The organism is Streptomyces sp. NPDC001348 (assembly GCF_053597535.1).
Genome location: NZ_JBSFIK010000038.1, coordinates 1 through 14,078, shown reverse-complemented (window position 1 = coordinate 14,078; position 14,078 = coordinate 1). Strand labels below are relative to the sequence as shown.

Sequence of the window (14,078 nt, the reverse complement as noted above, 5' to 3'; positions counted from 1 at the left end):
CGTGACGGCATGGGCACGATGGTGCTACCGGCATCGGCTGGTGGTCCTGTTGTTGTGGGTGGGGGCGCTGTTCGGCCTGGGATTCGCGGCGTCGACGGCGGGCACGGACTACGCGAACGTCTTCTCCCTCCCGAACACGGACTCCAAGCGCGCGTACGACCTTTTGGAGAAGGCCTTCCCGGCCGGTGCGGGTGACACCGACACGGTGGTGTGGAAGGCCGACGGCGGATCGGTGCGCGACGCGGCCGTGAAGTCCCGGATCCAGCCCGCGCTGGAGAAGATCGCGAAGATGAAGGGCGTCGGCGAGGTCGCCGGCCCCTACAGCGGCGACCGGGGGGCGGCGCAGATCAGCCGGGACGGGCGGATCGCCTACGCCCGGATCACGTTCGCCGAGCAGGCGAACGCCGTGCCCAAGGACCTCGTCCAGGACGTCGTCGACACCGCACAGGGTGCCAAGAGCAAGGGCCTGGAGGTCGAGCTGGGCGGGCAGGCCGTCCAGCGGGTGGAGGAGCCGCCGCAGGGCCTGGCGGAGATGGTCGGTCTCCTCGCCGCGGCCGTCGTGCTGTTCCTGGCCTTCGGCTCGTTCCTCGCCATGCTGCTGCCGATCGGCATCGCGATCTTCGGCGTCGGCATGGGCCTGTTCGGTGTCCAGTTGCTCAGCCACACCACCGACATCCCCGATCTGGCGCCGCTGCTGTCCTCCCTGATCGGCCTCGGCGTCGGCATCGACTACGCCCTGTTCATCGTCACCCGGCAGCGGCGGGGCATCCTGCGGGGCGTGGACCCGGAGGAGTCGGCGGTCACCGCCCTCAACACCTCCGGCCGGGCGGTGCTGTTCGCGGGCGGCACGGTGTGCATCGCGCTCGCCGGCATGCTGGTGACGAACCTGCGCTTCCTGGACGGCGTGGTCATCGGCACCTCGCTGACGGTCGTGCTGAGCGTCCTCGCGGCCACCACCCTGCTCCCCGCTCTGCTGGGCTTCCTCGGCCCGCGCGTGCTCAGCCGCCGCCAGCGCCGTCGACTCGCCGAGCGGGGCCCGGAGCAGGAGCGGGCGAGCAGTCTCTCGGCCCGCTGGTCGGCGGGCGTCCAGAAGCGCCCCCGCAGGATCGCCGCGCTCGCCCTGGTCGTCATGGCCGTCCTCGCCCTGCCGGTGCTGTCCCTGCGCCTCGGGGCGACGGACCAGGGCAACGACGACGCGTCCACCACGACCCGCAAGGCCTACGACCTGCTCGCCGAGGGCTTCGGGCCGGGCTTCAACGGCCCGCTGCAGGTGGTCGTCTCCAGCGGTGACACGGCCACCCTGGTGAAGGACGTCCAGGCGACCAAGGGCGTCGCCCAGGTCGGCGCGGTGCCCGCCCGCGGCGGCGTGACGGTCGTGCAGGTGGTCCCGACGACGTCACCGCAGTCGAAGGAGACCGACGACCTGATCGACACCCTGCGGGACAAGGTGATCCCAGCGGCGAAGGTACAGGCGCATGTCGGCGGGGTCACCGCGATATCCAAGGATTTCGCGACCGTCACCGGCGACCGGCTGCCGTACTTCATCGCCACGATCATCGCCCTGGGTTTCCTGCTCCTGCTGGTCGCCTTCCGTTCCCTGGTGGTGCCGCTGACGGCCGCACTGATGAACCTGATCGCCGCGGCGGCCTCCTTCGGCGTCCTCGTCGCGATCTTCCAGTGGGGCTGGGGCATCGGCCTGCTCGGCCTCGGCAGGGCCGGTCCGATCAACGCCTTCCTGCCGGTCATCATGCTGTCCCTGCTGTTCGGCCTGTCCATGGACTACCAGGTGTTCCTGGTCAGCCGGATGCACGAGGAATGGGTGCACACCAAGGACAACGCGCGTGCGGTACGGGTCGGCCTTGCGGAGACCAGCCGCGTGATCAACTCCGCGGCGCTCATCATGGTCTGTGTCTTCGTGGCCTTCGTACTCAGCGGCAACTCGGGCGCGGCAACGGCGGGCGTGGGCCTGGCGGCGGCGGTCGCACTGGACGCGTTCATCCTGCGTACGGCACTGGTGCCGGCCGCGATGCATCTGCTGGGCAAGTCCAACTGGTGGCTGCCGGTGTGGCTGGAGCGGCGGCTGCCGCATCTGGCGGTGGAGCCGAAGGAGGAGTCGGAGCCGGCTCCGGCCACGGAGGAGGGCCCGGCCTCGGTGGTCCACGGCTACGTCCGCACGGCCGACGGCGAGCCGGTCGGGGATGCTTCCGTGACGCTGCTGACGAAGGGCGGGCGCCGGCTGGACGGGGTGACGTCGCTGGCGGACGGCTCGTACATCGTGTCGGTGCCGGAGCCGGGGGCCTATCTGCTGGCGGTGACGGCGGGCTCGTACGGCTCGAAGGCGCGGCAGGTGGTCGTGGGGGACGGGCCGCTGGTGTACGACGTGGAGGTGGCCGAGGGGGAGGTGGACGCGGTCAGTTAGCCTTTTTCTGCCCGGCCATGAGGATCTGGTCGACGTCGAGGGTCACCTTGGCGCCGATGGAGTCGGGGAGGGTGACGAGCTCGCCGGGGGCGTGCGGCCGGTGGTACTGGTACGTGCCCCCGGCCGGTTCCGCGAGTACGTGGAGACGCTGGTGCTTGCGGTCGACGACGACGTAGACCGGCACCTCGGCCTCCGCGTAGGCGGCGACCTTGGTCTTCAGGTCGTCCTTCCAGTTTCCGGAGGTGACCTCCAGGACGAGACGGAAGCACACCGGGTCGTACGCGTTGTTCTCGACGTAGTGGTCGTCGATGTCGGCGTCGACGACCACGAGGTCGGGGATGGCGTAGTCCTCGGCGTCGGTGGGCAGCCAGAGGCCGACGTTCTGGAGCACCTCGGTTTCGCCGCCGTGCAGGCCCGCTGCGATGAACGGGATCATGAGGCCGGTCAGGGCTCGGGCGTGGGGGGCATCCGGGGATGGGGTCACGAGGAGGTGGCCTCCGATGATCTCGACGCGGTAGCCCGGATGGCGCTCCATGATCTCGTCGGCGAGGGCCGTGAGCGAGAACGGCTCGTCGTCGAAGGGCTGCTCGACGGATGCAGCGGACATCGCGTGCCTCCTAGGGGCTGGTGTCGAGAGCATCATCGTAGGCAGGCCGGGCGCCGGATGTCCCCTTCGCGCCCGTTCACCCGAAAGTGATCACCCGCCCTGCCGCCCTCGCCCCGCCGGATCCGGCAGAACCCTCGTCATCCCCGGCAGGAAGTCCGTGAACAGCTCGTGCACCTCACGCACGAGCGGCCGCAGCACCCGGAACCGAGCCAGGTACACCCCCCGCGCGGTGAGCCGGGCCCCCCGCTCGGCCAGCCGGTAGCTGCGCTCGCGCCCCTCGGTCCGGTCGAAGATCCAGTACAGGACGAGCCCCATCTGGGAGAGCCACATCAGCTCGGGCAGGATGTCCCGCAGCTCCTCCGGGACCTTGGTCCTGGTACCCGCCAGCACCTCCCGGTGGACGCTGACGGCCTCCAGGCGGGCGTGCTCGGACTCGGGGGAGAAGGGGCTGAGCGGGCTGTCGGGGTCGGCGGCGTTCTTGAAGAACTGCACGGCGAACTCGTGGTACGGGGTGGCGATGTCCAGCCAGGCCCGCAGCACCCCCGCGAGCCGCGCCTCCAGGTCGGTCTCCCGCTCCAGGACCTCCCGGACCGCCACCCGGTGCTCGGCGGCGATCCGGTCGTAGAAGCCCTGGATCAGGTGTTCCTTGCCCTCGAAGTAGTAGTACGCGTTGCCGACGGAGACCCCGGCCTCCTTGGCGATGGCCCGCATGGTCGTCTTGTCGTAGCCGCGCTCCTGGAACAGCCGCATCGCCGTCTCGAGGATGAGCGCGCGGGTCTGCTCGGACTTGCTGACTTCGTTCTTCGCGGACACGGACAAGAGCCTAACGACTGCCTCGGGCGCCCCGCGTCCGCGGATCAGGGCCGCCGGCCGAGCTCCGGACGCTTGGTGTAGTCCGTGAAACCGAGGACGTTCCCCCAGGGGTCGGCGATCTCCACCGTCCACCCCGTGGCCACGGAGAAGGGCTCGTCGAGCGGCTTGATCCCGGCGTCGGCGAGCTTCCTGACCGCCGTGCGCGCGTCCGGCACCTCCAGCCACAGCCGGGGCGAGGGCCAGGACGGCGGCCGGTGCCCCAGCCCGTGCTCCACCCGCAGCAGGATCCCGGGGGTCTCGCCCCCCACCTTGAGCAGGGCGATCCCGGCCTCGTCGAACCGGAACCCCACGACGAACCCGGCCCGCTCGTAGAACTCCACGGCCTCGCCGAGGTCCCCGACGGGGAAGAGCACGTTGTCGAATCCGAGCAGCTCGTACGACTGTTCATCTGACATGCCATCAGATTAAGTTGCCGCAGCCGCGGTCCGGGGAGGCCGGACCGCCCGGGTCACCCGCCCGGACCAGGCGATGTCACAGCGGGGCGAGTTCCGTGCGCCCGTCGAACCGCCCCCCGGCCCGCGCGGCGAGCCAGTGGACGCGGTCCAGGTCGCGCTCCCCGCGCACATGCACGTGAACGGTGTGGTCCGCGGCGGGCTCGCACTGGTAAAGGTCCCTCGAGTGCACCGACAGCGTGAGGTACGCGTACTTCTGGGAGATCGATTCGAGCCCCGCCTCCGGCACCTCGGGCCATGCGTCCAGGTCCCAGCGCACGGCGGCGGAGTCCTGGGGGCGCAGCGCGCGGACGAACGGTTCGGCGAGTTCCAGTGGGTGGCACCAGTCGTGCACGGAGACGGGCAGACATTCCGCCGGGTCGTCACCGTTCTCCGCCGACCCCGCCTCCGCCCCCTCCCGTGCCCACCAGTTCAGTCCGGGCAGCACCCGCAACACCTCGACCAGACCCTCACGGGACCGGATCTTCGCCTCGAAGTCCACCTCGGCGCGGGTGAGGTCCGTCATCCCCAGCAGCGTGCGCACCACGCGCAGGGCCTCGTCCAGGTCGGGGGTGGTGAGGACGGCGGCGGCGGTGGAGTTGCTCATGGGGTGACCCTAGACGCCACCGCCTTCGCGCGCGGGTGGGAATGACGGGACGCCGGCCCCCCGCCGCGATCCGGACTGTGTCGCGCATCACATCGACGTCATGTCACGGTCGGTCGGCCATCTTCCATCTGGTGTGCGTCGGCAGCGAGTGGAGGAGGACGCGACGATGAGCGCACAGCAGGAGACCGGCACGGCGGACACGCACCGCGTGGTGATCCTGGGGGCCGGATACGCGGGTATGGCCGCGGCCGTCCAGCTCGCGGCCCGGACCGGGCGGCGCGAGGGCGTGCAGGTGACCGTGGTGAACGCGACGGAGCGGTTCACCGAGCGCATGCGGCTGCACATGACGGCGACCGGCCGGGAGCCGGCCGAGTTGAGCATCACGGAGATGCTGGAGGGCACGGGGGCGCGGTTCGTGCGCGGCTGGGTGACGGGGGTGGACGCGGACGCCGGCACCGTGCGGATCGACGACGACCGGGTGCTGCACTACGACTCACTGGTGTACGGGCTGGGCAGTGGGGCCGACACGTCGGCGGTGCCGGGTGCCGAGGACCACACGTACACCCTGAGCGGTGCCCAGGACGCCGAGTTGCTGGCCGACCGGCTGGGCCGGCTCGGCAGCGGCACGGTGGTGGTCTGCGGCAGCGGGCTGACCGGCATCGAGTCCGCCGCGGAGATCGCCGAGCGGCACCCGGAGCTGAACGTCGTACTGCTGGGCCGAACCGAGCCCGGCGCGTCCATGAACCCCAGGGCCAAGGCATACGTGCGCACCGCGCTCGACCGGCTGGGCGTCCACGTGCGCACCGGGGCCGAGGTGGTGAAGGTGCTGCCCGACGCGGTCGAACTGGCAGGCGGGGAGAGCATCGCCGCCGACGCGGTCCTGTGGACGAGCGGCACACGGGTGTCGCCGCTGGCGACCGCCGCCGGGCTGACCGTCGACGAGCGCGGACGCATCGTCACGGACGCCGCGCTGCGCTCGGTGTCCCACCCGGACGTGTACGCGATCGGTGACGCGGCCGCGATCCGCCAGGCCTACGGCACCATGCACGGCACCTGCCAGGGCGGCATGCCGACCGGGGTGCACGCCGCGCTGTCGATCGACCGTGTGCTCAGGGGCAAGCAGCCCAAGCCGTTCCGCTTCGGCTACTACCACACGCCGGTGAGCCTGGGCCGGGGCGACGCGGTGGTGCAGTTCACCCGCCCCGACGACAGCCCGCGCCGGATCTGCCTGACCGGACGCATGGCCGTCCGGTACAAGGAGACGGTGACCGCCTCCCCCTGGCCGACCTACGGCCGTATGAAGAAGATGCCCGCCTCGGGCGCGTTCTGGCCCCGCGGGGGCCGCTTCACCCGGGTCCGGGAGGCCCGGTGACCCACCCGTCCACCCACCCCGGCCAGCAGGTCTTCCACGAGCACCGGAGGCTGCTGTTCTCCGTGGCCTACCGCCTCCTCGGCACCGCGGCCGACGCCGAGGACGCGGTCCAGGACGCCTGGATCAAATGGTCCGCCGCGGACCGCTCGCAGGTGGCCGACCCCAAGGCGTACCTGACGCGCATCGTGTCGAACCTGGCGCTGGAACGGCTGCGCTCCGCCCGGCACAAGCGGGAGACCTACGTGGGGCCGTGGCTGCCGGAGCCCATCCTCACCGGCGGGGACGCCGCCGAGGCCGTCACGGACGCCGAGTCGGTGTCGATGGCCCTGCTGGTGGTGCTGGAGACGCTGAGCCCGCTCGAACGCGCGGTGTTCGTCCTCAAGGAGGTCTTCGACTTCAGCCACGCCGAGATAGCGGAGACGGTGGAGCGTTCCGAAGCCGCGGTGCGGCAGGCCGCGCACCGGGCCCGCGAGCACGTGCGGGCCCGGCGGCCGCGCTTCACCGCCGACCGGTCGCGGCAACGTCAGGCCACCGAGCGGTTCTTCGCCGCGGCGAGCGGCGGTGACGTCAACGCCCTGATGGAACTGCTGTCCCCGGACGTCACCCTGTGGACCGACGGCGGCGGCAAGGTCCGCCAGGCCCTGCGCCCGGTCGTGGGCGCGGCCAAGGTGGCCGCCTGGTTCGCGGCCGTCGGCACCGCCACCTACCAGGGCGTCCAGCCCGCCGACATGAAGGCCGAACTCGTCGAGATCAACGGCGGTCCGGGCATGGTGTTCAGCGGGCAGGGGCGCGTGATCGCCACCGTCACCCTCGACTTCGACGCCGACGGCCGTATCACCGCCATCCACAACGTGGCCAACCCGGACAAACTCCAGGCCGTCGCCGCCGGCACCGCTCACGACGTCGGGACACGGTGAGCGTCCGCTCGTGCGGGTGGTTCAGGGCCTGCGCCCGCGGAAGGTGCGGCGCAGGTCGTCCACCCAGGCGTCCGGGTTCTCCCAGGGGATGAAGTGGCCTCCCTTCGCATGGGCGTTGACGTTGACGTGGTTGAACCAGGCGGCCTGCGGACCGGTCTCGAACGCCCGGACGCGCTCGTCGGTGGTGTGGATGCCGGGCGGGTTCTCGTACGTGACGAAGGTGAGCCCGACCGGGGCCTGCACGACCGGGGTGCGGTCGTGGGCGGGGGACCAGGGGTAGCGGTTGGCGTTGGCGTAGTAACGCATCGACGTGGCGATGGAGTTGTTCACCCAGAAGATCGTGGCGTGGGTGAGCAGATCGTCCTTGGTGAAGACGGACTCGACGTCGCCGCCGTTGTCGCTCCAGGCGTTCCAGCGCTCCACCAGCCAGGCGAGCAGTCCGGCGGGCGAGTCGCTCAGCCCGTGGGCCAGGGTGGCGCCGTCGAGCATGTGTACGGCGAGGTGGGGCGCCCAGCGGTGGTCCAGCTCGACGATGCGGGCCCGTACGTCGGCGGGCTGGTCGTCGGTGAGGGGCCGGTTCCGGGCGAAGTCCCAGGCGCGGGGGCCGTTGAAGAAGTCGAGCGGCAGCCCGGAGCCGATGTGGATGCCGTACAGCTCGTCGGCGTACTTGTGGCCGAGCTGGCTGGAGACGATCCCGCCGATGTCGCAGCCCCCGGCGGCGTATTTCTCATATCCGAGGGTCTCGGTCATCAGAATGTGCCAAAGATCGGCGACCTTCCAGAAGTTGACGTCCGGAAAGCCGGTGAGCGGGCCGGGGAAGCCGAACCCGGGCAGGGACGGCACGATGACGTCGAACGCGTCGGCGGGGTCACCGCCGAACGCCGCCGGGTCGGCCAGCGGGTCGATCACCTTCGACCAGTGCCAGAACGTCCACGGCCAGCCGTGGCTGAGGATCAACGGCACCGGGCGGGGGCCGCGGCCGGCCTTGCGCATGAAGTGCACCGGGACGCCGGCGACGCTCACCTGGTACTGCTCGTAGGCGTTGACGGCGGCCTCGGCCTTGCGCCAGTCGAAGCCGTCTTGCCAGTAGGCGACCAGCTCACGCAGATAGCCGTCCGGGACGCCGTAGGACCAGTCCTCGTTCCCCTCGTCCAGCGGTGGGCGGGTCAGCGCGAGCCGCGCGCGCAGGTCGGCGAGGGCCTCGTCGGGCACGTGGATCGGGGTGGGCTCCAGGGGGAAGGGGGGCGGGGTGGGCATGGCGGGTTCCTTACCAGGTAGCGGGAAGCGGTGCCGTCGGCCTGTCGGGCGGCCAGCTGGGCCATTTCAAGGAGTGCGGGCAGCGACGCGGTGAGCGGGTCGAGCCGGCCGTCCGGACAACCGATGCGCTCCTTTCGCCGCGACTCGACCATGTTGGCACCGGCGCGGACAGCGCGACGACTTCGTATGTGCCCCCGGAGCGGAGGAAGAGGTGGCGGTGAGGAGGCAGCCATCGACGCGGCCCGCCCCGGTCCGCGCAGCTCCCGCGGGACCGGGGCGGGCATGGCATTGCCACCTCACCCGATGGCGATCCGGGTCTTCCAGTAGTCCTTTGCGGCGATGACCTCTGTTCCCGAACCGGTGAGGGCGGTCTTGCTGCCTGTGTAGAACCGGACAGATCCGTCGGAGCGAACAGCCCAGATGTCGGGGACCGAGTCTCCGTTGACGCTGGGCGTACCGATCAACAGCGGAATGTTGTCGCTGTCCCAGCCCGATGCGCCGTATTCGATGTCGACCCCGCCTGCGGAGTTGGCTGCGGAAGCGAGCGAGTCGGGATTGACTCCACCGCTGGATGCGGCGATGCCCTTGCGCAGCAGAAGTCTCCCGCTGACGTCGGTGCGGTAGAGGAGGTCGGTGACACCGTCACCGGTGATGTCCTGGGCGGTGACGAGATCGCGGTCCTTCCAGGCGGAGGCGGACAACCGGATCGCCTGGTCGATGGTCGCGCCGTGATAGCCGGTCAGCATCCACAGCTCATCGTCGCCGCCGTTCCTGACGGTGGCGAAGAAGTCGGTGCGGCCGTCACCGGTCGCGTCCCCCGCGCTGATGATCCGGGTCATGTCCGCGGGGTCGGGTGCTCCGTCGGGCAGCAGGATCTCGTGGCGTTTGTCGATGTTGACCGCACCATAGCCGTCCCCCGGGTAGACCCAGAGCCTGCCGTCGAGGCGGACGACGAGGTCCTGCAGGCCGTCACCGCCGTAGATGTCGCCGTTGTGGGTGATCAGGGCACCCTTGAAGTGTCCTGACGGAGCGGCGACGTACGGCGGCAGATCGTCTCCCGCCGGGTCCTTGTCCGGGTTGGCCCGGTAGGCGCCGGGCATCGAGTAGTCGAGGTCGCCGGTTCCCCTGGCCAGGTCGTCCTTGTTGGCCCGGGAGGGATACATGGTGAGGTTGCCGGCTTCGGTGACGACCATGAGGTCCGCCATCCTGTCGCCGGTGAAGTCGCCGGGGGCGTCGGCCTGGTCTCGGGGCGTGACGTAGAAGAAGTACTTGGCCGGCTGCGAGACGTTGCCCGCGCTGTCGACAGTCCGGACGTACAACACGTTGGGCCCGGCGGAAGGGGGCTTCGCGTCGCCGATGGTCGCGGCCACGCTGGTGGCCGCGCCGGCCTTGCGCGTCACCTGGCCGGTGCCCGAAGGCGAGTTGAAGCGACGCACCCGGAGGCATCGGCGAGCCGTACTCCTCGATCCGGCACACGGACAACGGCGACTACGTCACCCGCGTCACCGGCTACGACGCCGAATACCACCCCACCGGCAGCGAGACGGTCATCCCGTCCAACTCGATGACGACAGGCCTGGCGGGCACGTACACCTACTCCTACACGTACACCTACTCCTACACGTACACGCCGACGGGCAGCCGCAGACGGTCACCCTGCCCGGGGCGGGCGGACTGGCGCGGGAGAAGGTCGTCACCCGCTACACCACCGACGGCCTGCCGGAATCGACCTCGGGCCTGACCTGGTACACGGCCGACGTCACCTACTCGCCCTACGGCGAGCCGCTGCGCACGGTCTCCGGATCCCAGCCCTACCGCGTGTGGACGACCAACTTCGTCGACCCGCACACCGGCCGCCTCCAGCGCACCGTCACCGACCGCGAGACGGCAGGCCCGCACCGCATCGCCGACAGTTACTACTCCTACGACGCGACCGGCACGATCACCTCGAACGCGCGCCGGCTGAGCGAGGCGACGGGCGACACGTGGGACACCCAGTGCTTCACGTACGACGTCCTCGGCGAACTGGTGCACGCCTGGACATCGGCTGTCACACCAGGCGGCAAGGGCACGGGCTGCAAGGCGTCCAACGGCAAGACGTGGGGCTACCGCACGGACTACGCGACCTCCTCCGGCCCGGTCACCGACGCCGCGGACGCGGCCACGGACACCACAAGTCCCGACACCGCCCTGACATCGACGCTCTCGGCGGCGGCCCCGGACACGACCACCCTGTCCACGGGCGCGACCGCCTACGAGCAGTCGTTCACGTACGACTGGCTCGGCAACCGCGCGACGATGACCGACCACGACACGACGGACGCCACCTTCACCTACGGCTACGGCAAGACGGTGGCCGCGACGAGCACGACTCCGGCGTACACGGCCCAACCGCACACGGTGACGTCCACCAGCTCGACCCCGCCCGGCGAGGCCAGCTCTTACACGTACGACGCGACGGGCAACACGACGGTCCGGGACCTGTCCGACACGACGCAGAAACTGACCTGGTCGCCAGACAACAAGCTCGACTCCCTCACGGCCGACGGCAAGAAGACGACGTACGTCTACGACGCCGACGGCAACCGCCTGCTGGAGAACTCGTCCTCGGGCTCGACCCTGTACCTGGGCGAGACGGAACTGACGACGAACGCCACCGGCACGATCACCCGCGCGTCCCGCTCCTACACCCAGACGGGCGCCCCCACGGTCGTCCGCACCACGGCCAACGGCTCGACTACCGGCCACAAGCTCAACGTCCTGATCGCCGACCAGCTGGGCACGGCGAACACGACAGTCGAACTGTCCGACACCCAGCCCGTAACGCGCCGCGCCTACAAGCCCTACGGCGAACTCCGTGGCCCCAAGCCCTCGTCCTGGCCCAACAAACGGGGCTACCTGGGCGTAGGCATCGACGACACGACCACCGGCCTGACCCACCTGGGTGCCCGCGAATACGACCAGGACTCCGGCCGCTTCCTGAGCAGGGACCCGCTGCACAAGCCGTACGACCCTCAAAGCCTCAACGCCTACACCTACTCCCTCAACAACCCGACGAACTTCAGCGACCCCACGGGACTCGACCCGGCCAGCTGGGGAGAGACGCCCAGATGCCAGGCCACCGGCAAGAACTGCGGCGGCGGAAATAACAGCAGCAGCAATAGCAGCAACAGCAGCAGCAGCAACAGGAATACCAGGTCCGCCGAGCAAAGACTCCTCAACCTCGGAGTGCAGACCGATGACGCCAAAAAGCTGTCCAGCTACTTGTATGCCTACACCGGTCAAGCCAACGGGGATTACTGGAACACGCCGATAGGTGAGGGCCACAGGCTCTCGATGGCCTGCTACGGCAGGACTGGCTGCCAAGTCGCGTACGACTATCTACAAAAGACCGACGACGTAGCCGGCGCGAAGAAGCTCGCAGCTACGTACTGTCTCCACCATGCCGAGCAATGCGCGCATGAGGCGCGTATGGAGGAGTTCGTCACCGGCACCATGCGAGAGGCGCTGGAGCTCATCGCCCTGGGATTCGGTGATGGAAAATACGGCTGCAAGTGCTTCCTGGCCGGAACTGCTGTCGAGATGGCGGACGGTAGCACGAAAGACATCGAGGACATCAAGGTCGGCGACAAGGTGTTGGCGACCGACCCGGAAACCGGCAGGACCGCACGGAAGAAGGTCACACGCCTCATCGTCACCGACGGTGACAAGTACTTCAACAAGCTCTCCATAGCCACCAAGGACGGCACCGAGCACCTCACGGCGACCCACGAACATCCCTTCTGGTCTCCGTCCGAGCACGACTGGGTCGAAGCCGGATCCCTTACCCCCGGCATGACCCTGCTCAGTGACGACGGCACCACTGTCATCGTCACCGCCAACCACCCCTTCACCAGGCACGCCCGCACTTACATCCTCACGGTCGATGACCTCCACACGTACTATGTGCTGGCGGGGACTACGCCCGTACTGGTGCACAATTCCGGTGGGTTGTGTGGCCCTGGCCTTAGGACGGCATCGGAAGCCGGTATCAGCCCGAATGATGCCAGGCGAATTCAGAATGCCGCTGATAAAGCAGGGCAGCCAATCATTGTGGTCGGGAGTCGTGCGAACGGAACACCCAACCCGACATCGGACTGGGATTACATCCTGTCGGGTCCGTCCAGAACTCGTCACAGCGTCAAGAATTCGCTGCCGCGAGGTACGGGTGACGGTGAAGGGAGTGGGCGCGGTAGAGACTTCTGGCAGAACTACAATCCGAACCGCCCAGACTATGCGGAGCTGGACCCAAGCAGGCCGTACGTTGTATTTGAGCCACAGAGCAGGTGAGCACTTGCGAGCATCAGAGCGGATCATCAACGAGGTTGCCCAAGGACTCCGTAGCCTGGAGGACGCTGTGGCCTGGTTCTCTTTGCTAGAGCAGGTTGAGCAGAGGGCGGTGCTGCACGAGGTTGTTCGTTACTCCATGCAGGCCCATGCGACAGTGAACGACGCCCGTGATGGGCTGCTGCGATCAGGCGTCAAGCCGACCATGACCCCGGCAGTGTTGATTGTTCGAGAACCGATTCTCGAACAAATGGGAAAGATTATAAATCTGCCCCCCGGTGAGTACGTGAAGTCCTTCCGCGTCCTCTTGTCCACGTTCGCTGTGGCTGACACGCGGCGAAGGGAAACGGAGTGCCGAGGAACTTGTAGGCACGCCTGGCACAACCTGTCGTAGGCGCCGACGTCCCCGGTGCCTCAGAGAGGGCGTTGCCGGGGATTTCTGAGTTCGTTCGGACGCGCATTGGGAGCCCCCGGCCGAGTCGGTACTCGGCCGGGGGCTCCTGGGCGTTTGACGGCAACGCTGACGCTGAGGTTGAAACGGTGGGGTGACAGCGTTACGGAGGCTCCAGTGCCAGTCCGGTTCCGGCGATGAAGCCGTCGAGTACTCCGGGGCGGCGTTGGATGCTGCGTAAGCGGTTCTTCACGAGCGGGGTGAGGTCTTCGATCGAGCGGGGTGCGAGGTTGGCCAGGGACTTCTTCAGGTGGGCCCAGACGCCTTCGACGGGGTTGAGGTCGGGCGCGTAGGGCGGAAGCTTGACGATGGTCAGCCAGTCGCTGTTGCGCTCGCAGAACTCCCGCAAGGGCTTGGCGTGATGGGTGCTGGCGTTGTCCCAGACCACGATCAGCGGGACATCGCCGAGCTGCCGACGAGCAGAGGTCAACAGGTCCGCGAATTCGCGGGCCCGGAAGCCCTTCTTCTCGCCGGTACGGCCCCGGTACGTCTGCGTCCGGTAGATCAGACGGGTCTCGCGGCCCGGCCGGACGCAGATCATGCCGGCCATCAAGACCCGTCCTGAACCCTTGCCCACCACTTTGACCAGCGGCGTCCTGCCCCGCCTTGACCACGTGCGGCCCTTGCCGGGCTTCAGGTCCTGCCCGGCCTCGTCCTCGAAGACGATCCACGCGCCCAGGAGCTGGGCCGTCCTCTTGCCCGTGACCACTGCTCCGTCCGCCACCTGGCCACTGCCTGCTCATCGCGTTCGACGGCTCTGTGCGCGGGGACCTGCGGTGACCAGCCAAGCCGGTGCAGCAGATACGACACCCCACGCG

General features: G+C 69.0%; 10 protein-coding genes and 3 pseudogenes. 5 read left to right on the top strand and 8 right to left on the bottom strand.

Translation table 11 applies throughout. From position 1 onward, the window contains the following. Window position 1 precedes the first annotated feature (1 nt). Complete coding sequence (locus ACWC21_RS31330; RefSeq protein ID WP_450886675.1) at window positions 2-2,419, top strand: MMPL family transporter; 2,418 nt, start codon at window positions 2-4, stop codon at window positions 2,417-2,419. On the opposite strand, the gene ACWC21_RS31325 is transcribed toward ACWC21_RS31330, so the two are convergent. The 4 genes from ACWC21_RS31325 to ACWC21_RS31310 all read right to left on the bottom strand — a co-directional run bounded on the left by ACWC21_RS31325 (window position 2,412) and on the right by ACWC21_RS31310 (window position 4,937). Continuing rightward, complete coding sequence (locus ACWC21_RS31325; RefSeq protein WP_450886673.1) at window positions 2,412-3,026, bottom strand: Uma2 family endonuclease; 615 nt, start codon at window positions 3,024-3,026, stop codon at window positions 2,412-2,414. The genes ACWC21_RS31330 and ACWC21_RS31325 overlap by 8 nt on opposite strands. A 90-nt stretch (window positions 3,027-3,116) precedes the next feature. Beyond that, window positions 3,117-3,839, bottom strand: coding sequence for a TetR family transcriptional regulator (locus ACWC21_RS31320; RefSeq protein WP_450886671.1), 723 nt, complete (start codon window positions 3,837-3,839; stop codon window positions 3,117-3,119). A gap of 44 nt (window positions 3,840-3,883) precedes the next feature. Continuing rightward, window positions 3,884-4,294, bottom strand: a complete 411-nt coding sequence (locus ACWC21_RS31315; protein ID WP_450886669.1) for a VOC family protein — start codon at window positions 4,292-4,294, stop codon at window positions 3,884-3,886. A 76-nt stretch (window positions 4,295-4,370) separates the two neighbouring features. Then, entirely contained in the window at window positions 4,371-4,937 is a 567-nt protein-coding gene (locus ACWC21_RS31310) for a hypothetical protein (RefSeq protein ID WP_450886667.1), read from the bottom strand. Window positions 4,938-5,103: 166 nt separating this feature from the next. On the opposite strand from ACWC21_RS31310, the gene ACWC21_RS31305 reads away from it, so the two are divergent. Beyond that, window positions 5,104-6,309, top strand: a complete 1,206-nt coding sequence (locus ACWC21_RS31305) for an NAD(P)/FAD-dependent oxidoreductase (RefSeq protein WP_450886665.1) — start codon at window positions 5,104-5,106, stop codon at window positions 6,307-6,309. Beyond that, window positions 6,306-7,226 (top strand): RNA polymerase sigma-70 factor, encoded by a 921-nt coding sequence (locus tag ACWC21_RS31300; protein ID WP_450886664.1) that lies wholly within the window; start codon window positions 6,306-6,308, stop codon window positions 7,224-7,226. Before ACWC21_RS31305 ends, ACWC21_RS31300 begins: the two co-directional genes overlap by 4 nt. A 630-nt stretch (window positions 7,227-7,856) precedes the next feature. On the opposite strand, the pseudogene ACWC21_RS31295 reads toward ACWC21_RS31300, so the two are convergent. Then, a pseudogene (locus ACWC21_RS31295) lies at window positions 7,857-8,483 on the bottom strand (epoxide hydrolase family protein); the annotation flags it as partial. Window positions 8,484-8,779: 296 nt separating this feature from the next. Beyond that, window positions 8,780-9,910, bottom strand: a pseudogene (locus ACWC21_RS31290) (DNRLRE domain-containing protein); the annotation flags it as partial. Here ACWC21_RS31290 and ACWC21_RS31285 point away from each other — a divergent pair. Further along, window positions 9,840-12,812: a polymorphic toxin-type HINT domain-containing protein gene (locus ACWC21_RS31285; RefSeq protein ID WP_450886662.1), complete on the top strand. Its 2,973-nt coding sequence runs from the start codon at window positions 9,840-9,842 to the stop codon at window positions 12,810-12,812. The pseudogene ACWC21_RS31290 and the gene ACWC21_RS31285 sit on opposite strands and share 71 nt — an antisense overlap. Then, on the top strand, window positions 12,757-13,203 hold the full coding sequence (locus ACWC21_RS31280; protein ID WP_450886660.1) for a DUF5958 family protein: 447 nt from the start codon (window positions 12,757-12,759) through the stop codon (window positions 13,201-13,203). Before ACWC21_RS31285 ends, ACWC21_RS31280 begins: the two co-directional genes overlap by 56 nt. 160 nt (window positions 13,204-13,363) lie before the next feature. Here ACWC21_RS31280 and ACWC21_RS31275 read toward each other — a convergent pair whose 3' ends face one another. Next, entirely contained in the window at window positions 13,364-13,984 is a 621-nt protein-coding gene (locus ACWC21_RS31275; RefSeq protein ID WP_450886659.1) for an IS630 family transposase, read from the bottom strand. Between the two features lie 35 nt (window positions 13,985-14,019). Beyond that, window positions 14,020-14,070 (bottom strand): annotated as a pseudogene (locus ACWC21_RS31270) (hypothetical protein); the annotation flags it as partial. Window positions 14,071-14,078 lie beyond the last annotated feature (8 nt).